The following is a 23,987-nucleotide window of genomic DNA, read 5'->3' as shown; positions in this document are numbered from 1 at the left end:
ATCAATTAGATACAAATATGTTAAAATTATTGACGGATACGCTATACGCACGTAACGATCGTGTTGCAGGGGCTTTTACCGGTGAGCCATCGCTTAATAAAAACTTAGACCCGCTGCAGGGATCGGTTGCGGTAAGGCCTGTATCGTCAAGCGTAACTGCACATTTTTTTTCGGGCAGATAGCTGCTGCAACGATCAAATGCCACGTAGCTACCACCGGGTGTACGGTAAATCAGCAGGCCGGCTACACCATACCCGTTAACGAGTACAGCACCGCCGGCACTGTTTAGTTTGGTTAAGCGGGGATCGGTTAATGGAGCCTGAAAATTAACTGCCACGCTGGGTACATAGCTTTGGTCGTCTTTACCACATCCTGCAAATCCAATCAACACCAATAGCAGGTACACCAGTTTTTTCATTATACAATATCTGTTTTAAACTGCTTTAAAAAGCGAACGTCGTTCTCTGAAAATAAGCGCAGGTCGCGTATTACATATTTAAGGTTAGTAATTCGCTCAATACCCATGCCGAAGGCAAAGCCGGTAAATTTCTGACTGTCAATGCCACAGTTTTCAAGTACATTAGGGTCAACCATGCCGCAGCCTAAAATTTCTACCCAGCCAGAATATTTGCACATATTACAACCTGCGCCTTTACAAATAGTACAGGAAATATCCATCTCGGCCGAGGGTTCGGTAAACGGAAAGTATGACGGGCGGAAACGTACTTTGGTTCCTTCGCCATATAACTCCTGCACAAAGTGAAACAAGGTTTGCTTCAAATCGGCAAAAGATACATTTTCGTCTACGTACAAACCCTCTACCTGGTGAAAAAAGCAATGTGCACGGGCAGAAATAGCCTCATTGCGGTAAACCCGGCCAGGCATAATAGCGCGGAAAGGCGGTTTACCACTCTCCATCATGCGTACCTGCACCGATGAGGTATGCGTGCGCAGAGCAATGCTGTCTTTGCTGCCATCTTTCGTGATAAAGAAGGTGTCCTGCATATCACGGGCCGGGTGTTCTTCCGGAAAGTTAAGTGCAGAGAAGTTGTGCCAATCGTCCTCAATTTCCGGCCCCTCGGCTACCACAAAACCCAGGCGCTTAAAAATGTCGATAATCTCATTACGAACCAGCGACAACGGATGGCGCGATCCTACTGTGAAGCCTTCGCCAGGTAAGGTTAAATCTATTTCTGATTTTACGCTGCCTGTTTCAGACTCAAACTGTTCTTTTAATAACTGGTACTTACCTTCGGTTAGCTGTTTAAACTGGTTAAGTACTTTACCTAAAGTACGTTTCTCTTCAGGTGTGGTATTTTTAAACTGTTCAAATAAGTCTTTGATGAGTCCTTTGGTACCTAAATATTTGATACGGAACGCTTCTAAATCGTCGGCATTTGCCGGGTTAAAAGCTTCCACTTCGGTGGTATATTGATTGATTAAATCTTGCATTTTATAATGTTTCTTTTAAAAATTGCTCAGCCGTTAAAACAGGAATATCAAAGTTTTTATAATGTCTGAGATTGCTGCTGATAATTACGTCGCAATTATTCTGGTTGGCAATGTAATACTGTATGGCGTCTTCAAAATCGGTACTGTCTTTATTAATAGCCGACATGACGTGTCTCGCTTCAAACGACAGTAACGGAAGTAGTTTAGTGAGCTGTTGTATGGATTGCTGAGCAAAGCTTTTATTAATGCTTTTAGCAGCGATGTAATAAATATTAGCAATAATCAATGTCGAGGTACAAAGCGTAATTTTGTCTGTGGAGATATCCAGTAATACACTGGTGTAGTGTACAAAAGGCTCCCGCTCTAAAAGCAAGTCAAGCAATACGTCGCTATCAATAAAAGCTTTTTTATAACCCATATTTTTCTTTCAGATACAAATATTTAGCATCTGCAATCTCTGCATCTGTACAGCCTTTTAGTATTCCGGTAATCTTTTTGATACTTTCAGAGACAGGAATGTCTTTTATCTTCTTCAAAAAAGCTTCGTCTTCTACTTTTTGCTTTTCAGCGCTTGAAGCTTCATCAGCCAATAACTCGTGTTGAGTTGCTTGCTTAAATAAATCTTCAACTACAGCAGATACGCTTACCTTTTTTCTTTCAGCTACTTTTGTAATACCATCAATTATTGCAGGCTCAATATCCAACACCAGCTTTGCCATAATTACATTTACTTCTTACACAAATATAAGCAATTTTAAAGCCTACTTAATCACACCCAACTCCTTGCCTACTTTGGTAAAGGCCGTAATAGCCTTATCTAAATGTTCCTGATTGTGGGCAGCAGATATTTGTACGCGAATGCGTGCTTTGCCTTGCGGTACAACCGGGTAATAAAAACCAATTACGTAAATACCCTCTTCGAGCATACGGGCGGCAAATTGTTGTGATAGCTTGGCATCATGCAGCATTACGGGTACAATAGGGTGTACCCCGGGCTTGATGTCAAAACCGGCTTCCGTCATTTTCTGACGAAAATACTGCGTATTGCTGTGCAATTTGTCGCGTAGCTCGGTGGTTTCACTCAGCATGTCTAACACCGTGATTGATGCGCCGGCAATAGATGGTGCCAGGGTGTTTGAAAACAAGTAAGGGCGTGAACGCTGACGCAGTATATCAATAATTTCTTTACGGCCCGAGGTGAAACCACCCGAGGCTCCGCCCAAAGCTTTGCCTAAGGTGCCGGTAATGATATCCACACGACCCATTACGTTGTGATGCTCATGAGTGCCGCGACCGGTTTTACCCAAGAAACCTGAACAGTGGCATTCGTCAATCATTACTAAAGCCTTATACTGGTCGGCCAGGTCACAGATTTTATCCAGTTGCGCAATGGTACCATCCATAGAAAAAGCGCCGTCGGTTACGATGATACGGTGGCGAAGGTTTTGGGTTGCTTTCAGCTTTTCTTCCAAATCGGCCATGTCGTCATGTTTGTAGCGCTGGCGCTGGGCCTTGCATAAACGTATGCCGTCAATAATCGACGCATGGTTTAATTCGTCAGAGATGATAGCATCCTGCTCGTTAAACAAAGGTTCGAAAACGCCACCATTGGCATCAAAGGCAGCCGCATACAAAATCGTATCCTCGGTGCCTAAAAACTCCGAAAGCTTTTTTTCCAGCTCTTTGTGCACATCCTGCGTACCGCAAATAAAGCGTACCGAAGATAGGCCATAGCCATGGTCGTCAATAGCTTTTTTAGCAGCTTCAATTACTTTAGGGTGTGATGAAAGCCCAAGGTAATTGTTGGCACAAAAGTTTATTACTTCCTGTCCTCCCAACACCTCAATGTCTGCCCCCTGCGGCGATGTAATGATGCGTTCTCTTTTATATAGTCCGGCTTTTTCAATGTCTGCTAACTCTTGCTGCAAAACCGGTTTTAAAGTGTTATACATGGCGGTATGTGTTTATTACAAAGGTAAGCAATATCAGTTATTTAGAATGCTGTTTACTACCACCGGTAAATTATTTAAGCAGTAAAACAAACATTTTACAGGCAAACGGTATATATACGTATTAAGTTCATTTATGAAAACATATTTATTTATTGTTTTTTTTATAGCCGTTACTTTGCAGGTTTCTGCACAGACCTATCGTTTATTTGGCCGTATTACCGACGAGCAAAAGAACCCGGTTTCTTTTGCTTCGGTGTATATTCGTAATTCTACATATGGTAGTACTGCCAACGAGAGCGGCGATTACGAATTTATATTAAGCCCCGGCACTTACCAGGTGGTTTTTAGGTTTGTGGGTAACCTGGAGCGGGTTGAAAAGGTGACTATTACCAACCAGAACCAGGAACTGAACGTTACTTTAGCTAATGAACCATTTGCCCTGCAAGCCGAAGCCGGTACAGGCAATGAGCGTGACCCAGGCGTTGGCCTGATGCGTAAAGTGATAGAGAAACGCGAATATTATTTGAAACAGGTAGATGAGTATTCGTGCAGGGTATTTGTAAAAGGCGTGCAGCGTTTGGTAAGCGCGCCAAAAAAATTGTTTACCCGCGATGTATCCCGCGCTTTACAAATTGATACTAACAAAAAAGGTATTATTTACCAATCAGAATCTATTTCGCAGTACAATTTTAAAAACCCGGATTGGATACGCGAAAAGATGATCGCATCTAAAACGGCAGGTCAGAATACCGCTTTCAGCTACAATAAAGCTTCTGATTTGCAGATTGATTTTTACCAGAATAGTTTTGATATTCAGGGCCTGAGTGCGCGTGCTTTTGTATCGCCTTTTGCTGATAATGCCTTATCGTTTTATGATTACAAATTATTAGGCACCTCGGTAAAAAGCGGGCGTCGTATTTATAAAATACAGGTAATTCCTAAACGCCACAACGAAGCCGTTTATCAGGGTAACGTTTATATTGTAGATGGCGATTGGCGTATTTATGGGGTTGATCTGTTTTTGACTAAGAAAGACGCAAACATCAATTTTGTAGATACCTTGAATATTAGCCAGCAATATATCCCCGTACGAGACAGTGTTTGGATGCCTATTTCGACTTTGTTTGATTTTAAAGGGGATGTGCTGGGCTTTAAATTTAAAGGTTATTACCTGGCTATCTATAATAATTATAACCTCACTCCTAAATTTCCGAAAGGTTTTTTTAACGGTGAGGTGATGCGGATTGATACGCAGGCTAACGCCAAGACTGCTCGTTATTGGGCTGGCAACAGACCAGTACCTCTTACTGATTTGGAAGCGTTAGATTACAAGCGGAAAGATAGTATTGCTTATATACAAAGTCAGCCCCGGTATCTCGACTCTGTTAACCGGGCAGATAACCAGATCAGCTGGTTTAGTAATATCATTTTTGGGTATCAGTATTACGACCGTAAAACCAGGCAATCGTTATATGTTTACCCGCCTTACCAAACGGTGTTTTATAACACGGTTGAAGGTTGGGGTATAAGTGCCAAAGTGCATTATATTAAAGGGTTTGATAACGGGCAGTCGTTTACGGTTACGCCTAACCTTAGGTATGGTTTTGCAGCCAAGCTGTTTAGTGCTAATTTGGGTTTAACCTACAACTATGATCCGGAGTACAAAGCTACATGGTCGGCCAGTTTTGGAACTGATGTATTGGATTTGAATAACGCAGGCACACGCTCATTATTCTTTAATACTTTGAGTACGTTACTGTACGAAAACAACTATGTAAAGCTGTATCGTACCAAGTTTGGTGCAGTAGCCTGGCAGCGCGAGTTAGCCAACGGGTTATTGTTTAATGCCCAGGCTTCGTACGCCGACCGCAGGCAAATGTACAACGTATCTTTTAACCATATTAAGGATGTACCGGATAAGAGCTATACAGCCAACAACCCTTTAGCCATGCCGCCCGAGGTAGAGTCACAGCTTTTTCCGACCAACCAAGCACTTACCATAAAAGCATCATTAACTTATACTATCAGGCAGCAGTATGTCATCAGGCCCGATGGTAAATATTACGAGCCATCCAAGTACCCTCAGATACGTTTAAATTACCGTAAAGGTGTGAGTGGCGTGTTAGGCTCGGATGTTAATTACGATTTTGCATCACTTGATGTATTTGATGACCATTTGAAAGTGGGCCTGATCGGATTTTCGGCATTTAAAATTACTGCCGGAACATTCCTGAATCATCGCAGCCTGTACTTTATGGATTATAACCACTTTTTTGGTAACCAGGGTACCGTGTTCAATCCAACTATTGGTAACTTTCACTTTTTGCCATTTTATGCCTACAGCACCGATCGTGCATTTATTGAGGCGCACTATGAGCATAATTTTGCAGGAAACTTCCTCAGCAAAGTTCCTTTTATACGTAAGCTTAAATTAGAGGAGGTTGTTGGTGTAAACTACCTTACCCAGCAACCGCACAACTCTTATTCGGGCGTGGGTAACAATACTAACATTCAACAGGTAAAAGGCAGCTATTCTGAGTTTTACCTGGGCGTTCAGCGTTTTATATTCAGGGTTGACTATGGTTTTGCCTTCGACGGTAATCGCAAGGTCACTCAAGGAATCAGGATATTTTACGGTTTAAGATAAGAAGGGATACCTCATGAAAACAGCCTGCCGTTTTCAAGCGACAGGCTGTTTTATTTAAAATATTTGTGGTTTGTTATCCTAAAAATACGGCGTCTTCTTTACCCTTTTCATCAAGCGAAACATATACGTGATCTTTAAGTACAGTAGATAACGCGATGCCTGAAAAATCGGTACTTACCGGGAAATTTTTATGATTGCGATCAACCAATACCACGGTGCGTAGTTTTTTGAGCGGCACATCTATAAATACCCCGAAGCCATAGGCCAATGTTTTGCCGCTGTTTAAAACATCATCAACTAAAATAACCACCTTATTGCTACAGGTGCTGAGATCAGTGTCGGTTTTGAATTGCAACGTACTGCTATTTTTATCAATCTCGATATTGAGCAGCGTACTTTTAAACGGTGCAATATTATCCAGTATTTGCTTTAAGCGCCGGGCAATAACGCTGCCCTGCGGAATGATACCTGCCAGTACAATTTCCTGCTCCTCTAAATTATCTTCCAGTATCTGGTAAGCAATACGATCAAGTTTTTGTTGTATTTGCTGATGGTTCAGAATTAAAAGCTTATCGGGCATGGCAAATCAGGTTTTAACAGGTAGTATGTATAAGTTAAATAGTTAATCTATTAGCTATAAATAATACTTCGGTCAAAGATATAATTATTCTCTGCCGTACGGAAAAAATACAAAGTTAGCACCTTCCGGAACAATGGTAAACACACACATAAACTCGTGAGGGTTTTTGTAGTTATCTATAAAGCGCTGCTTCAACTCTTGTTTAATAATACCTTTCTCCACAAATTCCTCCAGCGTCGAAGCATGGATGTTCCAATCGGTATTCAGTTCTTCTTTATCCAGTATCATTTCGCCAAGTTTTACCTCGTGCTGGTGAGCAACAAAAATAGGATAGCCTGATAAGCCCTCAACCATAATTTCAACCGCTATTTCGCGTATTGACTCGCTGTATAAACGCAGGTCAATCTCCAAACTCCTTAGCGGGCTGTCTTTTTTTTGATTGTTATTATCGTTTAATAATTCTTCTGGATTCATGTTGCTTTAATTAGCTAATTGTTCGGTGTTAGCCTCGGGTTGTTGTTCTGTTAGCGGCAGCGTAAACTCCGATAGGTCTTTTAATTCAAGCAGTACCACGTTTTCTACATGTTGCGTATGCGGAAACATATCTACCGGCTGTATCTGGGTAACATTATACTTGTTTTTTAACACGATCAGGTCGCGGGCTTGTGTAGACGCATTGCAACTTACGTACACAATTTTGGGGGCCTCAATCTCCATTAAGCGCTCCACTACATCGGCGTGCATGCCGGCACGCGGCGGGTCGGTAATAATAACGTCAGGCTTGCCATGCTGGCTTACAAAGTCGGCGTTCAGCACGTCTTTCATATCTCCAGCATAAAATTTTGTGTTGCCGATGTTATTGATGGTTGAGTTTACCTTGGCATCTTCAATAGCCTGCGGTACGTACTCAACGCCAATTACCTCGCGCACATGGCCGGCCACAAAGTTGGCAATGGTGCCAGCCCCGGTATATAAATCGTACACCAACTCAGTGCCTTTAAAGCCGGCAAAATCGCGGGCAATTTCGTATAGCCGTTGTGCCTGTATGGCATTAGTTTGATAAAATGATTTAGGCCCTATCCTAAACTGAATATCATTCATGCGCTCATGAATATATTCGGGGCCTTTCCAGGCCACGACCTCCTGGTCAAAAATGGTATCGTTCTTTTTTTGATTAAGGATATACAGTAACGAAGTAATTTGCGGAAACTCTCGCTCTACGTATCCCATCAAACTACTTACCTCGTCTTCGGTAGCATAAGCAAACACCACTATCACCATCAACTCGCCAGTAGATGATGTGCGAATAATTAAATTACGTAAGGCGCCGGTATGGGCCTTAATGTCATAAAAGCTCATCTGAAGCTGGCGGGCATAATCGCGGATTTTTAAACGGATATTGTTAGATGGATCTGCCTGCAGGTAACAATGGTTTATATCCAATATTTTATCAAACCGGCCCGGAATATGGAAACCCAGCGCGCTCATCTCAATAGGATCATCGGTCCGGTTTTCGCCATCGTTTAACCAGCGTTTGTTGCTGAAAGTATATTCGAGTTTGTTGCGGTAGTAACGGTCGGCCGGAGAGGGTACGATTGGCAGTGTATGCGAAATATCAACTTTAGCCAGGCGGCTTAAGGCATCGGTAACTGCTTTCTGTTTAAATTGCAGTTGCGCCTCATAAGTCATGTGCTGCCATTTGCAGCCGCCGCAGGTGCCAAAGTGCTCACAAAAAGGTTCGGTGCGATGTTCGGAAGGCTGCTTGAGACCTATGATTTTTGCTTCGCCAAAGTTTTTCTTTTTACGGTAAACCTCTACGTCTACCACATCGCCGGGTACAGCTTTTTCAATAAACAGCACAAAATCTTCGGCTTTGCCTACACCTTTGCCTTCTTCGGCTATATCAATTACAGTTACGTTTTCGAACTGCTTGTTGGGAGCACCTTTTCTCATCAGGCTGCAAAGTTAAGCAATAGCCTGTTGTATACCTTAAGGCATATTAAATTTAGCCTTGTAAAAGCAGTCAGGCAATTTTGATCTCCCCTAATTGGTCTATCACCGTTTCAGAAAGGTGATCTGAAGCATTTGCTTTAGGAGCAGGGTTGGCAAACCAATGCATTACAGCAGGCCAAAAATCAGCAGTGCTGGCAGCAACAGGCTCGAATTGCTCATCAATCAAGTCTGAAAATTCAATTATTTCGCGGCTCATAGGATTACTGTTTAGCGGTATAAACAAATATAGTTACTATTTATACCAAAAACCAAATCGGTATACCGGATATTTTTAAATTTAATATGTTGATAACATTTGTGGTAACCGCATTGATAAATTACTTCTTCTGTTGTTGAATGAGTTGCTCTAATGCTGCTAAATGTTCTTGGAAGGCCTTACGCCCTTTATCTGATGCCTGATAGTTGGTATTTGGTTTACGGCCGATAAAGCTTTTTTGAATATTAATATATTCTTCCTTTTCAAGTGCTTTAAGGTTTGATGCTAAGTTGCCGTCGGTTACTTCCAGCAGTTCTTTGAGCGAGGTAAAGTCGTAGTTGTCATTTACCATGAGCACACTCATAATTTGCAGCCTTACCCGGTTCTCAAAGGCTTTATCCAGTTTGTTAAAATCAACTTTCACCCGTCGTACTTAGAATACAATAAAGTGCCATAAATAATATGTAATGCTCCAAAACCGAGTGCCCAAAATAACAGGCCGTAACCCGGAAAAATTGCTGCAACAATACCAAGTGCAATTTCGCAAAGGCCGAGGTTCCTAATATCGGTATAGGTGTATGCACTGGCTGCTACCAAGGCTAAGCCGTAAAATGCCAGGCAAGCCGGCGAAACAATGCCGATATAACCACGGGTAAGCATAATTAATATAAACATGCCACCCGTAAGCAGCGGAACGCATATTTGAAAAACAAATGTTTTGCTGGATTTGCCCCACAAAACCTGGCCTTGCTTTTTAGCTTTGCGTCGGGTTAACATGTATACGGTAACTAATGATGCTGTTAAAACGCTGAATGCTATAAACAGCAATTGAGCTACAATAGGTGTGAATAAAATAACCGAAGTATCCGCCATGGTGTAATGGTCGCCTTGGCTATAATCACGGTAGCCGGATAAGCTAAAGGGTTGATAAATAACGGCGTAGGCCAAAGCTGCCCCAATGAGTGCATAAATACCGCACATAACGCCCGATAAACCGCTCAGGGATAAAAACCTGGACGAGCGCTCCATCATATTGCGTATAGAGGCTAAATCTTCGTGTAATTTACTTTCTTCCACAAAAGTACTTTTTGTTTCAAAGTAAGTAAAATTTTATGGTAATTGCAAGTAGCGCAGACGCTTTGATAGGAAAAAGATCGCAGTTAAGGAGTTAATCAACGTATGCGATTACAAACTGCTATAAACAAAAATAACCCAAAACCGGAATAATGAACATCCGATTTATGGGTTAATATGATGAGTTAATGTAGGGCTTAGTTAATTAAACCAGTGACAAATTTGTCGTAGTAAGCAACGCCTGCCAGCAACACAGTTAAAAGCAGCATAGCCCACAAATAGTAATTATTTTGTTGGCCTTTTGGTTGCAGGTTTTGTGAGCTAAGTTCGTTTGATAGGGCCTTCATAGTGGTAGATTATTAAAGTGTTAAGTAAACCTCTTTTTTTATGCAATTTAGGCAAAAAATATAATTTACAAATAAAAAATTTATACTCATTGAAGATTTGTAAATTTCTTAAATGCATAAGTGTATACTAAACAAATAGTTAAAATAGCACTGTTTACTACCATTAAATTTATCGTTTTATTAAAGAAGGTAATTTACACTGACCTTACACGCTTAAATTAAACATTGCTCCTTATAGGTGTCAGTGGTTAAAAACGTCATGTTTTATTGCAATACTGATCAAAAATTAAAATTTGGTTGTTAAAGAGCATTGTATATCAACCCTTCAAAATCGTCTTTTTGTGAGTTGTTATCAGCGTGAATAATTTGCAAAGCAGAACTTTCAATATCTTACTGACCATTAACAAGTGTGATACCCATCAAGCCAACTACCACATCATTAGCTACGGTGTTAAGTTCAAGACTTTTTAGCTTTTTGTCTGGATTGAGGACGACATCTAATACAGTGGCAGCACCACCATCAATTGCTTTGTTGGTATAACCTTTTATGGTCGTATATTCTTTGCTGTTTACCGAAGTAATTCCTGTTTTTAAATAAACCCTCAATGGTTTGGTTATGCCGGGGTTAAAGGCAAAGCCGTCATCATCATAATCCTGCTCAATAGGGCACCAGTTTTCAGGGTTTTTAAGTTGTAGTACTTCTTTATCGCCATCTGCATACGTTACTGTAATTTGAGCGTTAATTAAGCGGCTTTGCATCGGGTTAGTGGAGCCGGCCATTAACAAGTAAGCATGAGACGCCGAGCCGCTTAACTGTACTTGAACGCTACGTGGGTAATTATCCCATTGAGAGGTAAAAGCTATATTTTTACCGGTGTTGCCGGGTGTAGCAAAAACAATATGCTGTGATGTTTCGAAACGGTTTTGCATCCCGGCAGCTTTGCGTAAGCCACTGTCGTCAATATTAGCGGTAGTGAGCGGGTAGCACCAGTTACCTATACCTTGAGTGGGCAGTTGCAGGGTAACGCTCTGCGGCCTTGGCAACAAATACTGGTTGATAAATAGGTGTTTAATGTCGTCGTTGAAATGGGCTCCTATATCAACCGTACGCATATTTCCAGGTTTTGAGGCGCTGATGTTCCAGTTAATGATAGTCGTATCTATCGTTAGTTTCTGATAGGTGATACGGAGGTGATTACTGCCTGCAATTAAGTGTTTAGCGTCGATATTAAACGGTGTGTCCTTAGGCTTACCGTTTAAGCTGACAGTTTGTTCAAATTTTGTGCTGATTTCCGGATTAACCTGAACGCTAACTGTGCCGTTAAATGCAAGATTATGGATATTGAATTTTAAACGATTGGGTTCTTGTTGTGCCGCAAACTGAATAGCTAACGGGTGCATATAAGATTTAAAATTAACAGGTTGCCACCAAACCATCGCTCCCTGTTTCAGTTGCACAAAAAAGGTATGTTCTCGCTGGTTAGGCTTAAGTTTAAAGTTAATATAATTGTTAACCATTTTGCTTTCCTGCAAAATAGCCTGAGGGTCATTTACCGCAACAACAGATGCTTTGCCAAATGTTTGCTGGTATGTTTGGTTAGCCACATAGTTAGTTGATAGCCTTACCGCTTCCGGATATTCATTACTCCATTTAATCGTAATCTTATACTGCGGCTGTCGCCCCGCTTCGATACGTATGGCAGGCTGACCAACTGCCGATGTGATACAGTTCCAGTTAACCGGATGCCCGTTTACCAATACCTGATCAATATTTACCGATCGGGCGTTTAATTCTAAATTTAGTGCAGCCGGTTTAGGTAAAGCTGATGTGATGGTATAGCTGTCAATCAAACCTGTACGCGAAAAGTTAATGTTAATGTCGGGCGTTTTCAAAGAGGCGTAATTCCAGGCTGCGGGGAAGCCGGGTTTAATAGTAAGCTGCTGATGAAGCATATCGGGCTTGATGCCAAATAACCCCTCAACCACGGTACGCGCGGTAACACCTATAGGATCGGCAAAGTCGCGGTACAGTTCGCCGCGTTGGGCATCGTAAAAAGACAATTGCTGAAAGTTGCCCGGACTGGCGCCCAGGTACATGCTTTCTATCAATGCACTTTTCCACAGGGTAAATGCGTCGGCCGCACGGCCGCCCTGCCAGTAAGCCAAAGCGGTATTCATGGTTTCGGCCATGGCAACGTTGTTTAACGACCAGGTGTAGGGCAGCCAGTTGGTGGTAGCAGGCAAATAATAATTGCCGGTCAGCCCTTTGGCTACAACAGGTATGTGCGGTATTTGAGTGTCTATGTAGCGCAAGCTTTGGTAAGCTTGCATGGCATTGGGCAGGCCTTCGTCAATAGCGTGGTAAATGGTCCACAGGCCGGGCGAGGTGTGCAGGAGGCGGTTGCCTAAAAGATCTTTAAACTCGGCGTAAGTTCCGGTGTTAGGTATCCACAAATTTTGGGCAACGGCATTTTTAATATGTTGAGCTTCTTGCGCATACGGAGCCGGGTCGTCGCCGGCAATGCGGGCCAGTTGGGCAGCTATTAGGTTTGCCCGGTAATTATAAGCCGATGAGTGAGTTACGCCGCCTCCGCTGTATTGCAGCGCATCACTGGCCCAAATGCAGCAATAAGCATCGTAGAGGCCGTCGCCATCACGGTCAAAGTTTCGCTTTTCCCAATCTAAATGTCGTTTAATAGTGGGCCAAAACTTTTTTATCTGGTTAAGGTCGCCGGTCCAGTAAAAGTGGTTGATTAGCTGATCAATAAATACCAGGTTCATGTCGTAATGATGCGGGCGGATATCGCCGCCAGGGTTGCGGCTGATGTAACCGCTACTAAACATAGCGTTGCCCAGTTTTTCCTGCTGCCGGGCTAAGTGCAAGGCGGTGTCAGCAACTATTGGTCCTGTTTCGGGCGTAAGGATTTGTGATTGGGCATAACTGCTAAAATGTTGTAAGGCGCGGTCATGCCAGCCTAGTACATCGGCCGCGTAAGCACCACGCCAGGCAGGCAGCCGCATGCGCCAAGCCACCGCACCGTGCAGGTAAGATGGTGTTTCCCAAATGGCATCAGCTGCAATAGCAAGTGCGCCGCCTAAGGTGTTAATGTAAGGATCGGGGGTTTTTAACTGCACGCGCAAAGTTAATTTAACCCGGGCGCCTTCAGCTTGCTGTATCAGGCCGGCAATCTGTGCATAGGTATTTTCGGCTCGGCCAGGGCCAATCATCCAATATAACGATTGCTGAAAATAAGTAATAACTCCGCAAACTACAGGCTGGCTGCCTGCCGATGAGTTAAGTAAAGTTAACGGCGAACTTTGTTGCGCAGCATCTGCCTGTTTTATTATGCTTGAGTTGGGGAATATACCTGAGATGGTGTTTTTTGATATAATGGTTTGATTTTGTTTAGCGGGGCTTTGTTCGTTTTCGTAACGGGTAGCTTCGGTAGTGGATTTGCCTTTAAAACCGAGCCGGAAGGTATTGCCTGATACTTGATAAACATTGTTTTCGCAATACTCTGGTTTTAAGTAAAATGAAGATTCGGGATCAGCGCCGATATCACCATCGCGCGAGAATTTTTTTCCGGTAGCGCCACCATATACCCACATTAATTTAAAGTCAGCATCAACTCCGGTTAAGTCAGCTTTTAAAATCAAGTGTTCACTGCCTGCGGCAGCAAGCAATTGCAATCTCAAAGTCCCTTGGCCTAATAAAGAATCTTGTATAATGTATAGCATACTGCCCGGCCGGTAGCGGGCTTCAATATGTTGAGCGTTAATCAGCCATTTGCTGTTTTTACCTTTAATTAATCCTAACCTTAAGTTGCCGCCCATGCCCGGCAGGTAAAGCGCAAATTCAGGTAAATCGCCAGCCTCGATCCGGAAAGCGGTGTTAGTGCCGTAGACAGCCCGGTTAAAGCGACGTGTACCGTTGCTGATTATAAAATCAGTGCCATCAGGCTTGTAACGTACGGTACGCTCAATGCCATGCCATAACCCCGGCGTTGATTGGCTGTAAGCACTAAATGCCCAGCCAAAATTTAATAGGAGTAATAGTGTAAAAAGTATAGTTTTTATCCGGTGCATAAAACAGGTAGTCAGAATAAAGAGGTTAGCTCAAAATTGGTCGAGCAGGAGTATTAATCAGGGTTCGCAAGGTTAATATAAATTAGCCTTGGGCGGTATCAAAAGTAATATTTAATCATTACGACATCTTTAAATTATGTAAAAGGTGCTTTTACAATTGGCTATGGCTCGGACTATTTAACGAGATGATTTATACAGTAGTGTAACGCTGACAGATGAGTGGCAAATCTGACTGCTCATTACCGTCTCAATTAGCGTTTATTAACAGCATAACTTTTCTATAATAAGTAAAGGTTTTGATGAATGCCTTTGAAATATTGTTTGTGTGTTTAAACATATTAATATTTATAGGTTAAACTTCGGGTAGATTAGAATAAAATTAGAAAGCTATGAGCCGGATGGTCACAGGTAAGTTACAGTTTATGTGGTATTTAAATGATCAGCATTGCCTTTATTTTAAAATACTTAGCTGTATTTTAAAATATTATTAATGCTTAAAGCTTTTAGTAAGAAAGTATTAAAAAAATTAATAAGTATAGGACAGTGCAGGATGGTTTAACATAGCCAAGTAGATAATTTTAGGTTCTGATAATAAGATATAGCTCTCTGCCAATATCATACACTTATTACCAGTTAAGCCAATTATTTAAAACCGACATATGGAAAAAAATTTACTCAGTACTTCTTCGGCTGTTTTGTTGCCTGATTTAAAATGTGTCAGACAGACATTTATTCTCTGTAAATAGCTACAGCAAAAGCGGCTGTTCTGCCGCTTTCGAATTTCTTTTTTGATATAACGTATCAGATTTCTTATGATGTATAAATTACTAAAAAATTTATGTGTACTTTTTAGTGCCTTAATTTTCTTGAGCAGTTGCCGCAAGCAAGCTTTTGATGAATATTACGGCCGCCCTGATAACTTACAGCCACCTATTTACCAGGTGCTGCAATCGAAGGGGAACTTTACCAGTTTACTGGCAGTTATTGATAAGTCTGGTTATAAAGGCACTTTGAGTGCAGCCGGTTACTGGACGTTTTTTGCGCCTAATGATGCTGCGTTTCAAAAGTATTTTTCTGAAAATAATGTAAGTTTAGCTAATCTGGATTCTGTAACAGCGCGCAAGATTGTTACTTATTGTCTGGTTTTCAATGCTTTTCAAACTAATCACCTGGCCGATTACCAGTCGCCTCAAGGCTGGATAACTAATAATGCTTACAAACGCCGTACGGCTTATTATGACGGCTTTTATACGGGTAACGGCCCTGATGGAGCATCTACCGTATTGCTTTCATCAAACCGTAATGCATCTAACAACGGAACCAGCTTTATATTTGGCGACAACAACAATAAGTACATCCCTTATTTTTTCGCTCCTTATATGTCGACTAAAAGTTTGTCGGCTACAGATTACAACTTTTTCTTTCCGTCGAGCACTTACAGCGGCTTTAACGTGGTTGATGCCTCCGTGGTAAACAAAGACATTGTTGCCGAAAATGGTGTTATACACGAAATTGACCGTGTAGTACTGCCGTTACCCAACATTGAGCAGCAGTTAGCCAGTAACAGCCAGTACAGCCAGTTTAGAGACCTGTTCGAAAAATTCATGGTCACTTACCTGCAAAACAGTGATGCCCAGAGCAGATACAGCATTATAACAGGTAAAAATAACAAGGTTTATATTAAGCAGTATTCTAGCTTGTTAGCTTACGCTTTAGGGAATGAAAATTTTAGGAAAGTAGAAGATAATGACGGTCAGTCTGATGGTTACTCGTTATTTGCGCCTAATAATACTGCATTAACGCAATACCTGAACAATGTGCTTTTGGAATTTTACGGCTCTGTTGATAAGCTACCCAACAACATTGTTGCCGATTTTTTAAATGCCCACATGTTCCCTTCAACGGTGTGGCCAACAAAGTTTTCTTCGGCGTCAAACACTTTGGGTGAGCCTGCAAGGTTTAACGTCAATAGCAACGTGGTCGACAAAAAGTTTTGTAGTAACGGCGTGTTTTACGGTACTAACCAGGTACAGGCAGCTAACGTGTTCAGCACCGTTTATGCCCGTGCTTATCTCGATCCTGCCTATTCTATCATGACCCGCATACTGGATTTAAACCTCAAAACAGTAGTGGCTAACCCGAATCTGAAATTTACAGTGTTTATGGTGCCCGATGCTACTTTCAGGGCTTTAGGTTATGATTACAATACCAACACTGCACAATTTACACTTACTGTAAATGGTTCAACCAGTTCCGGTGCTAACCCGCGCGACCTACTACAACGTATTGTAAATCTGCATGTAGTACAAACCCCTGACAATGAATTAAACAGCTTAACCGGACAAGGTGTTGTTGAGTCTTACGGCGGCGAATATGTGCGTTATAATAACAATACGGTTTTTGCTGGTGGTAACGTCGAGAAAAATCAGGTTGTTAGTGTAACCGGCTCGCGCAACTATAGCAATGGTAAGGTTTACTTTTTAGGCAGTGGTGCCTTAGATTACCCGGTAGGCACACTGGCTTCGCAAATTGGTAAAAACGCGACTACAGCCACATCGCCTTATTATGATTTTTATCAATACTTAATAAATTCTACTGTTTATAACCCTACCAACCTGGAAATTATAGGTTTACAGTTAGGCGCAAATTATACCATTTTCATTCCTACAAAAGCGGCCATACAACAGGCTGTTAAGGATGGTATTTTACCAGGTACAGTAAGTACGGGTGTGCCCAATTACAATCCGTCTTCTATAGACGATAAAGCAAAGGTTGCCCGCTTTATTCTAACGCATATTTTGAATGGCATTGCCATAGCCACCGACGGCAAAAAAAGCCCTAATGGCAGTTCGTTCCCAACTTTATTGAAAAATGCTAATGGCGATGATGTTAACCTGTCCATCACCAACCAGCCTGGCAGCATTACCGTGCGCGATTATCTCGGACGTTCGGCCACTACTATAGCCGCAAACAGCAACTACTTGGGTACCCGGGCGCTGTTTCACCAAATTGATAACTACTTAAGATACAATTTTTAAAGATTAGGGCTTAACATGAGAAGAACTTTTAACCTAATTACTTTCACAGTTGTGTTTGTGCTGTCCTGTTGGGCAATCAATGCACAGGCACAAACGGGCGAAAAAATCCTGATCAAAGGGCGTGTCATTGATTCTAAAGATAAGCTCCCTGTAATTGGGGCCACTGTTGTAGAGCAAGACAAAGACAAGCGTACCATTACCGGTGCCGCTACCGATATAGATGGTAATTTTGCCATCAAGGTTAGTGATGTTAATAACAAAATAGTTATTTCGATTATTGGTTATAAACCTAAAACGCTTGACATTGGCACCCGCCGCGTATTCAATACCACGTTAGAATCTAACCGTAACGAACTTACTGCGGTAACCGTAACCGGCCGGCAGCAAGTAAACAATGGCAGCGGTTTGTTTATTGATAAACGCGACCAAACCACGTCGACAGTAACTTTAAACGCAAAGGATGTTGAAGAGTTGCAGGCTACCACTATTGACCAGGCTATTCAAGGTCGTTTACCAGGGGTAGACATTATTTCCAATTCGGGCGATCCGGGTGCAGGTATGTCCATCAAAATCAGGGGTACCAGTTCTATTAATGGTGCCACCAATCCTCTGATTGTAGTTGACGGCGTGCCTTTCGAAACTACCGTTCCGGCAGGTTTCAACTTTTCTACGGCTGATAATACGCAATATGCGGATTTGTTAAGTATCGCACCATCTGATATCCGTGATATCTCCATTTTGAAAGATGCAGCAGCTACGGCCGTTTGGGGTGCACGCGCAGCTAACGGAGTGTTAATTATCAACACCAAACGCGGATCGAGAGGTGCACCGACTATTTCGTACACCTTTAAAGGTACAGTCACCGAGCAGCCAACCGGCATCCCGCTTTTATCAGGAGATCAGTATTCTACATTAATTCCGGAAATGGTGATGAATGTAAACGGTGCACCTTTAAATACCTTTACCACCAAGGAGTTTGAATATGATCCGTTAAACTATTATTACTACAAAAACTACAGCCAAAATACCGATTGGGTAAAAGCCATATCGCGTACTGGTAACATCGTTGATAATAACCTATCCATATCAGGTGGTGGTGATAAAGCCCGCTACTTTGCTTCGGTAGGTTATAACTCACAGGTAGGTACTACCATTGGTACCGGTCTAAATCGTTTAAATACACGATTAAACCTCGATTATATCGTATCTGATAAAATACGTTTTACCACGTTCGTATCATACGCGCATAGTAATACCGATTACAATTTCGCTAATTCCAGTAATGGTACAGGGGCAGACGGCGTTCGGTCGGTTGCTGCTTTAAGAGCGCCTAACACCAGTATTTACGAGTATAATGAGTATGGAGTATTAACTCCTAATTATTTCTCGCCGGCATCAAATATACAAGGCCAGTACACTTTAGGGGGGCAGGTTTACAATCCGGTGGCTATGGCTAATGCTGCCCAAAATAATTTGGTTAGTGATCGTATCATCCCTCACTTTTACATTCAGTATAATATTATCCCGAGCGTACTGAGTGCTACCACTGATGTACAGTTTGATATAAACAACAGCCGCCAAACACGCTTTTTACCACAAGTTGCTACAGGCAGGCCATTTACCGAAAGTACAGTTAACCGGGCGTACAATGCCGATTATGACACTTATGCGGTTACCAGTAAAACCAATTTTGTATACACCCCGCGTCTTAATGAAAAGCATTCTTTCACCGGTTTAGTATCATTACAAACCAGCGATGTTAAGTCGTTTACCCAAGGGCAGGTAATTACTAATACTGCATCTGATGAGTTACAGGATGCCTCTGTTGCGGGCCGTGTAAATATAGGCAGTATTACATCGCCCATGGATCAGGTACGCACTCTGGCAGGTTTAATTAACGGTCAGTACAAATACTTAGACCGTTACATCCTGAATGTGGCCTTACGTGGCGACGGAAATTCCATTTTTGGCAGTAACAATCGTTACGGCTTGTTTCCGTCAGTATCAGGCCGCTGGCGTGTTTCGGGCGAACCGTTCATGAAAAAAACCACTAAATGGCTTGATGAGTTAAGCTTACGTGGTGGTTATGGTGTAAGTGGTGGTACACCGGGTTCTAACACAGCTGGTTATCCGTATATTTTTTATAATACTTACACGCCTACATCCAGTAATTACTTAGGCTTGTCAGGTTTATATTCTAACAACATACAGTTAGATAACCTTAAGTGGGAAACGTTGCAGGGTGTGGATGCCGGTGTAAACATTATTATGTTTAATAACCGTTTAAATATTGATTTTGGTGTTTACCGTAACCGTACCAAAGATTTGCTTACCCCTAACCTGGCAATTTCATCATTTAATGGTTACAGCTCGGTGCTGTTAAACGTAGGCACTTTAGATAACCAGGGTTTTGAGTTCAGTGTGTTTAGTACGCCTTACAAATCAAAAGATTTCATTTTCGACTTTAACTTTAACATTTCGAGTAATTACAACTCATTACGTTCGGTTTCGCCTTACTACCCAACCTCAAGCGGAAATGTTACTCAAAACGGTCAGTATCTGTCATTGTTACAAATCAATAACCCCTTAGGTTCTTTTTACGGCTATAAGTTCAAAGGCGTTTATAAAGATGCTGATGCTACTATAGCGCGTGATGCTAATGGTAACAAAATTTTGAGCCCTAATGGTTCGCCGGTTCAAATGCGCTTTAACTATCCTGCTACCGATTATCTTTTCCAGCCAGGCGATGCTGTTTATGAGGATATTAACCACGATGGTAACATCAACTATCAGGACGTAGTTTATTTAGGTAATGGTAACCCCAAATTTGTAGGCGGTTTTGGCCCAACGTTCACTATTAAGGGTAATTTCAAAATCCAGGCTTACTTCAACTTCCGTACAGGTGGCCAGATTATTAACGACACTAAAATGAACACCACATCTATGTATAGCTTTAACAATCAAAGTACCGCGGTGTTAAGAAGATGGCGCGCTCCTGGCGACGAAACCGACATACCACGCGCTTTATACAGAACAGGTTATAACTGGTTAGCCTCAGACCGGTATGTTGAAAGCGGCACGTTTTTGCGTTTCCGTTCTATTACTGCCCGTTACACTTTTGATAAAGCACTGGCTCGCCGCTTAAAAACTAAAAACCTGAGCTTATATGTAACTGCCGAAAACCTGCTCACATTAACTAAATATACCGGTCAGGATCCGGAGGTAGCAACAAGAGGCGAGGGGATCTTCCAGAGCGCCCGTGACGTATCTACCACCCCGCCGCTTAAGCAAGTTACTTTAGGTTTAACCGCATCATTTTAATATTAAAACATATTGTTATGTTTAAACATAGACTTTTAAAAACCCTACTATTTACTGTTTTAACCCTTTCGGTTACTTCTTGTAAAAAGTACCTGGAGCTTAGTCCTCAGGACGGTGTAACGCGTGACAAGTTTTGGAAAACTAAAGAGCAATTGCAGGCGGCCGTGATTGGCTGCTACAATTCGATGCTGATTCCGTTCGGAGCGGTTCCAAATAACAGGCCTGCACCTGCCGAATCTTTTTTTATCTGGGGAGAGATACGGGGTGATATGGTTATGCCGGGTATTGGCGCAACTCCGGATGAATTGAACGTGATAAACGCAAATATACTGCCGTCAAATACAGTGGCCGACTGGCGTAACATCTACCGTGTAATTAACCTGTGTAATACAGTGCTTGATTTTGGTCCGGGAGTAAGGGATGTGGACAATACTTTAACGCAGGAGCAATTAAACGCTTATTTGGGCGAGGCCCTAACCTTACGTTCATTAATGTATTTTTATTTGGTACGCAGCTTTGGTGACGCGCCGCTTAAGTTAAAATCTACCTCTTCAGATAATGAATTGGTACAGTTGGCAAAAACACCACAGGCAGATTTATTAAAGCAAATTGTTGCCGATTTAAAACTGGCCGAAAGCTATGCTACCGCAAGCTATGGCGACAATGCTTCAAATAAAGGCCGCATTACCAAGTTTACCGTAAATGCTCTTCAAGCCGATGTGTATTTATGGATGGACAATTATGCCGATTGCATAGCCGCCTGCGATAAAATTATCGGCTCGGGCCGGTATGGATTGGTGGCCGGTAATAATGCCAATGCTTGGTTTAATGCATTGTTTGTAACGGGTAACTCTAACGAGGGGATTTTTGAGTTACAGTATGACCCCCAACTATTGAATCCCTTTTACTCCATGTTTGGTGTGGTAAACAAAAGGTACATGGCTAACCCCATCGTGATTGACGAGTTTTTTACTGTTGACCCAATTGATGATAACAACAAAGACATCAGGGGGATTGACGCTGCCGTTAGAACCAGCGATCAGACCATTTATAAATACGTAGGCATCAACAGTACCACCGTGCGCTCGCCCGATGTTTCTTACGCGCATTGGATTGTTTACCGTTATGCTGATGTTTTGCTGATGAAGGCAGAAGCGTGTGCAAACTCCGGCCGTGGTACTGAAACATTAAACATCATTAATACGATCCGTACCCGGGCTAATGCTTTACCGGCGTCTGCGCAAACTCCAGGCCCCGAAAATGTTAGCGGATTAACTGATTACGTATTGGCCGAACGCGCACGCGAACTGGCTTACGAAGGTAAGCGCTGGTATGATTTACTCCGTAACGCCAAACGCAACAATTTTGCCAGGCTGGATATTTTAAATTCGGCAGCGGTGCGTGTTGTACCGTCGGCTGTGCAGCAATCGGCACTAAATAAACTTAAAGACCCTAATAGTTTGTATTTCCCCATCTACCAGTACGAGATCCAAACCGATCCTAACCTCATACAAAATCCATTCTATAAATAGTAAAAATCTTAATGGTGAAAGCGATGAAAAATATAATGAATAGGATTATGCCGGCTATGGTGATAGCCTTAGGCGTTTTAGCAGTAACAATGAGTAGCTGCCGCAGGCAAAACATCAACTACTCAACCACCAGTACCGTAAATATTTACAGCTATCTTGATCAAAATGCCGATCAGTTTTCGCTGTTTAAGCAAATTGTAGATAAGGCAGGTTATGCCAGCTTTTTAAATACCTACGGTGCTTACACCCTTTTTGCAGCCAACAATGCCGGTGTAAATGCTTATTTAAAAGCAAATAACAAAGCCAGTGTTGATGCCATTGATGAAGCCACAGCTAAAAAAATTGTCAGTATCAGCCTGATTGCCGATACCATCAGCTCGCAGCTGTTTACAGATGGTAAAATGCGCTCGCCTACTACAAACGGGCAGTTTTTAATAACAGGGGCTGCTAATAATAATGGGGTAACCAACATTGTTATTAACAAACAGGCAAACCTGGTAAAAAGTAACACACGTGTAGGTAATGGTATTATTCATGTAATTGATAACGTATTAAGTCCGGCGCCTTTAACACTGGCGCAAATGGTAGAGCAGGATACTAAGTATTCTATATTTACCGAAGCTTTAAAAGCTACTGGTTTTTATGATTCGCTCAACGTAGCGGCATCAGCCCAAACTAATACAAGCCGCAAATATTTAACGCTTATTGCGCAAACCAACGCTGTATTCAACGCGGCAGGCTTTGCTAATTTTGATGCATTAAAAAGGAGGTACTCCACCACCGGCAATCCTAAAAACCCTCAGGATAGCTTGTATCTTTACGTTGCTTACCGCGTTTTTCCGGAGTTATCTTATTTGTCTGATATTGTAGCTTCTTCGTCGCACACCACCTTAGCGCCTTTAGAGGTAACCACCAGTGAGTTAAGCGGACAGGATGTTTTACTAAATAATATAACCTTTAATGGTGTGCTGGAGCCTGGTGTTGTGCTTGATCGTACATTGAGCGATAACTCGGCCTCTAATGGCGTTTTGCATTCAGTAAAAGCAAATTATGCCATTAAAGTTCGCAAGCCTACACCGGTTTATTTTGATGTAGCCGATCAACCCGAAATCAGACGTACGCCAGGCCTGTACCGTGTACCAGGTAAAACTGCCCCTTTCACACCAGATCAGTTGATTGATGTAGATTTTCCGGTAACCACTAATTTATCTGGTAACGTAATTACTTATACCGTACCGCCTTTATCTGATAATTCACAATATTTCGGAAACGATTTCTTGCTGTGTGGTGGTCGGTTCAGGGTTTCAGCAGGCGTAGCTTTTATAGAATTCAGAACGCCGTTGCTGGTTAAAGGCCGTTATAAAGTATGGGTTGATTATAAGCAAAGTAACGGTGGTACTGTAGGGGTAACCTTTGACGGGCAGGCCATATTCTCCAATACATTTAATCAAAACAATACTGTAACCGATACCGAAACAGATGCGCAGTTGGAGGCTAAAGGCTTTAAACGCTATACCGCACAAACGGCTACTGGCGGCCCTAATAATGGCCACGTGGGCAGGTTATTAGGCGTAATAAACATACCAACTACCGACAGGCATACCATACGCTTTATTGCTACTGCGCCAAGCAGTGCCAATCATGTGCTCAATTTGGACCTGATTGAGTTTAGACCAATTGACATGGCCAGCCAGATATTTCCAAAGTTTGCTAAAGACGGTTCGCTGGTATATTAAGCAACACTAAACA

The 23,987-nt window shown here is 42.2% G+C and carries 18 protein-coding genes; 5 read left to right on the top strand and 13 right to left on the bottom strand.

Annotated features, from left to right (window positions below):
* Position 1: 1 nt before the first annotated feature.
* The 5 genes from AAGR14_RS21030 to kbl are packed head-to-tail and all read right to left on the bottom strand — an operon-like array spanning position 2 to position 3,404.
* Complete coding sequence (locus AAGR14_RS21030; RefSeq protein WP_342646212.1) at positions 2-418, bottom strand: hypothetical protein; 417 nt, start codon at positions 416-418, stop codon at positions 2-4.
* Positions 418-1,452, bottom strand: coding sequence for a phenylalanine--tRNA ligase subunit alpha (pheS, locus tag AAGR14_RS21025; protein WP_342646211.1), 1,035 nt, complete (start codon positions 1,450-1,452; stop codon positions 418-420). The genes AAGR14_RS21030 and pheS overlap by 1 nt, the downstream gene beginning before the upstream one ends.
* A gap of 1 nt (position 1,453) precedes the next feature.
* A complete protein-coding gene (locus AAGR14_RS21020; RefSeq protein WP_342646210.1) occupies positions 1,454-1,870 on the bottom strand; it encodes a PIN domain-containing protein in 417 nt (138 codons plus the stop codon).
* On the bottom strand, positions 1,860-2,171 hold the full coding sequence (locus AAGR14_RS21015) for a DUF6364 family protein (protein ID WP_342646209.1): 312 nt from the start codon (positions 2,169-2,171) through the stop codon (positions 1,860-1,862). Before AAGR14_RS21015 ends, AAGR14_RS21020 begins: the two co-directional genes overlap by 11 nt.
* 42 nt (positions 2,172-2,213) lie before the next feature.
* On the bottom strand, positions 2,214-3,404 hold the full coding sequence (gene kbl, locus AAGR14_RS21010) for a glycine C-acetyltransferase (protein WP_342646208.1): 1,191 nt from the start codon (positions 3,402-3,404) through the stop codon (positions 2,214-2,216).
* A 133-nt stretch (positions 3,405-3,537) separates the two neighbouring features.
* Here kbl and AAGR14_RS21005 point away from each other — a divergent pair, with 133 nt between their 5' ends.
* Positions 3,538-6,051: a DUF5686 family protein gene (locus AAGR14_RS21005; protein ID WP_342646207.1), complete on the top strand. Its 2,514-nt coding sequence runs from the start codon at positions 3,538-3,540 to the stop codon at positions 6,049-6,051.
* A gap of 73 nt (positions 6,052-6,124) precedes the next feature.
* On the opposite strand, the gene AAGR14_RS21000 is transcribed toward AAGR14_RS21005, so the two are convergent.
* From AAGR14_RS21000 to AAGR14_RS20965, 8 genes are all read right to left on the bottom strand, one after another.
* The gene (locus tag AAGR14_RS21000; RefSeq protein ID WP_342646206.1) at positions 6,125-6,631 is read right to left on the bottom strand and encodes a phosphoribosyltransferase family protein; all 507 of its coding nucleotides are present in this window, start codon (positions 6,629-6,631) and stop codon (positions 6,125-6,127) included.
* 84 nt (positions 6,632-6,715) lie between these two features.
* Positions 6,716-7,105, bottom strand: coding sequence for a hypothetical protein (locus tag AAGR14_RS20995; protein WP_342646205.1), 390 nt, complete (start codon positions 7,103-7,105; stop codon positions 6,716-6,718).
* Positions 7,106-7,111: 6 nt separating this feature from the next.
* Positions 7,112-8,584, bottom strand: a complete 1,473-nt coding sequence (gene rlmD, locus AAGR14_RS20990) for a 23S rRNA (uracil(1939)-C(5))-methyltransferase RlmD (RefSeq protein ID WP_342646204.1) — start codon at positions 8,582-8,584, stop codon at positions 7,112-7,114.
* Positions 8,585-8,654: 70 nt separating this feature from the next.
* Positions 8,655-8,840, bottom strand: a complete 186-nt coding sequence (locus AAGR14_RS20985; RefSeq protein WP_342646203.1) for a hypothetical protein — start codon at positions 8,838-8,840, stop codon at positions 8,655-8,657.
* A gap of 121 nt (positions 8,841-8,961) precedes the next feature.
* A complete protein-coding gene (locus tag AAGR14_RS20980) occupies positions 8,962-9,264 on the bottom strand; it encodes a transcriptional regulator (RefSeq protein WP_342646202.1) in 303 nt (100 codons plus the stop codon).
* Complete coding sequence (locus tag AAGR14_RS20975; protein WP_342646201.1) at positions 9,261-9,917, bottom strand: hypothetical protein; 657 nt, start codon at positions 9,915-9,917, stop codon at positions 9,261-9,263. The genes AAGR14_RS20980 and AAGR14_RS20975 overlap by 4 nt, the downstream gene beginning before the upstream one ends.
* A 194-nt stretch (positions 9,918-10,111) precedes the next feature.
* Entirely contained in the window at positions 10,112-10,261 is a 150-nt protein-coding gene (locus tag AAGR14_RS20970; RefSeq protein WP_342646200.1) for a hypothetical protein, read from the bottom strand.
* A 390-nt stretch (positions 10,262-10,651) separates the two neighbouring features.
* Positions 10,652-14,347, bottom strand: coding sequence for a DUF4450 domain-containing protein (locus AAGR14_RS20965; RefSeq protein ID WP_342646199.1), 3,696 nt, complete (start codon positions 14,345-14,347; stop codon positions 10,652-10,654).
* 812 nt (positions 14,348-15,159) lie between these two features.
* Between AAGR14_RS20965 and AAGR14_RS20960 the strand changes: the two genes are divergently transcribed.
* Genes AAGR14_RS20960 through AAGR14_RS20945 form a run of 4 tightly spaced genes read left to right on the top strand, consistent with a single transcriptional unit; the run spans position 15,160 to position 23,974 of the window.
* Positions 15,160-17,385, top strand: a complete 2,226-nt coding sequence (locus AAGR14_RS20960) for a fasciclin domain-containing protein (protein ID WP_342646198.1) — start codon at positions 15,160-15,162, stop codon at positions 17,383-17,385.
* A 15-nt stretch (positions 17,386-17,400) separates the two neighbouring features.
* Positions 17,401-20,706, top strand: a complete 3,306-nt coding sequence (locus AAGR14_RS20955) for a SusC/RagA family TonB-linked outer membrane protein (RefSeq protein ID WP_342646197.1) — start codon at positions 17,401-17,403, stop codon at positions 20,704-20,706.
* 17 nt (positions 20,707-20,723) lie between these two features.
* Positions 20,724-22,238 carry a RagB/SusD family nutrient uptake outer membrane protein gene (locus AAGR14_RS20950; RefSeq protein WP_342646196.1) on the top strand — a complete coding sequence of 505 codons (1,515 nt, stop codon included), beginning with the start codon at positions 20,724-20,726 and terminating at the stop codon, positions 22,236-22,238.
* A 35-nt stretch (positions 22,239-22,273) separates the two neighbouring features.
* Entirely contained in the window at positions 22,274-23,974 is a 1,701-nt protein-coding gene (locus AAGR14_RS20945) for a fasciclin domain-containing protein (RefSeq protein ID WP_342646195.1), read from the top strand.
* Positions 23,975-23,987: the final 13 nt, after the last annotated feature.

Source organism: Mucilaginibacter sp. CSA2-8R (assembly GCF_038806765.1).
In the GTDB taxonomy this organism is placed as follows: Bacteria; Bacteroidota; Bacteroidia; order Sphingobacteriales; family Sphingobacteriaceae; genus Mucilaginibacter.
This window is presented reverse-complemented; position numbering and strand designations above follow the sequence as displayed.

Bases quoted from the DNA above. Each gene is read 5' to 3' on its own strand.
- AAGR14_RS21030 (WP_342646212.1), bottom strand. From the start codon at position 418: ATGAAAAAACTGGTGTACCTGCTATTGGTGTTGATTGGATTTGCAGGA.
- pheS (WP_342646211.1), bottom strand. From the start codon at position 1,452: ATGCAAGATTTAATCAATCAATATACCACCGAAGTGGAAGCTTTTAAC.
- AAGR14_RS21020 (WP_342646210.1), bottom strand. From the start codon at position 1,870: ATGGGTTATAAAAAAGCTTTTATTGATAGCGACGTATTGCTTGACTTG.
- AAGR14_RS21015 (WP_342646209.1), bottom strand. From the start codon at position 2,171: ATGGCAAAGCTGGTGTTGGATATTGAGCCTGCAATAATTGATGGTATT.
- kbl (WP_342646208.1), bottom strand. From the start codon at position 3,404: ATGTATAACACTTTAAAACCGGTTTTGCAGCAAGAGTTAGCAGACATT.
- AAGR14_RS21005 (WP_342646207.1), top strand. From the start codon at position 3,538: ATGAAAACATATTTATTTATTGTTTTTTTTATAGCCGTTACTTTGCAG.
- AAGR14_RS21000 (WP_342646206.1), bottom strand. From the start codon at position 6,631: ATGCCCGATAAGCTTTTAATTCTGAACCATCAGCAAATACAACAAAAA.
- AAGR14_RS20995 (WP_342646205.1), bottom strand. From the start codon at position 7,105: ATGAATCCAGAAGAATTATTAAACGATAATAACAATCAAAAAAAAGAC.
- rlmD (WP_342646204.1), bottom strand. From the start codon at position 8,584: ATGAGAAAAGGTGCTCCCAACAAGCAGTTCGAAAACGTAACTGTAATT.
- AAGR14_RS20985 (WP_342646203.1), bottom strand. From the start codon at position 8,840: ATGAGCCGCGAAATAATTGAATTTTCAGACTTGATTGATGAGCAATTC.
- AAGR14_RS20970 (WP_342646200.1), bottom strand. From the start codon at position 10,261: ATGAAGGCCCTATCAAACGAACTTAGCTCACAAAACCTGCAACCAAAA.
- AAGR14_RS20965 (WP_342646199.1), bottom strand. From the start codon at position 14,347: ATGCACCGGATAAAAACTATACTTTTTACACTATTACTCCTATTAAAT.
- AAGR14_RS20960 (WP_342646198.1), top strand. From the start codon at position 15,160: ATGATGTATAAATTACTAAAAAATTTATGTGTACTTTTTAGTGCCTTA.
- AAGR14_RS20955 (WP_342646197.1), top strand. From the start codon at position 17,401: ATGAGAAGAACTTTTAACCTAATTACTTTCACAGTTGTGTTTGTGCTG.
- AAGR14_RS20950 (WP_342646196.1), top strand. From the start codon at position 20,724: ATGTTTAAACATAGACTTTTAAAAACCCTACTATTTACTGTTTTAACC.
- AAGR14_RS20945 (WP_342646195.1), top strand. From the start codon at position 22,274: ATGAATAGGATTATGCCGGCTATGGTGATAGCCTTAGGCGTTTTAGCA.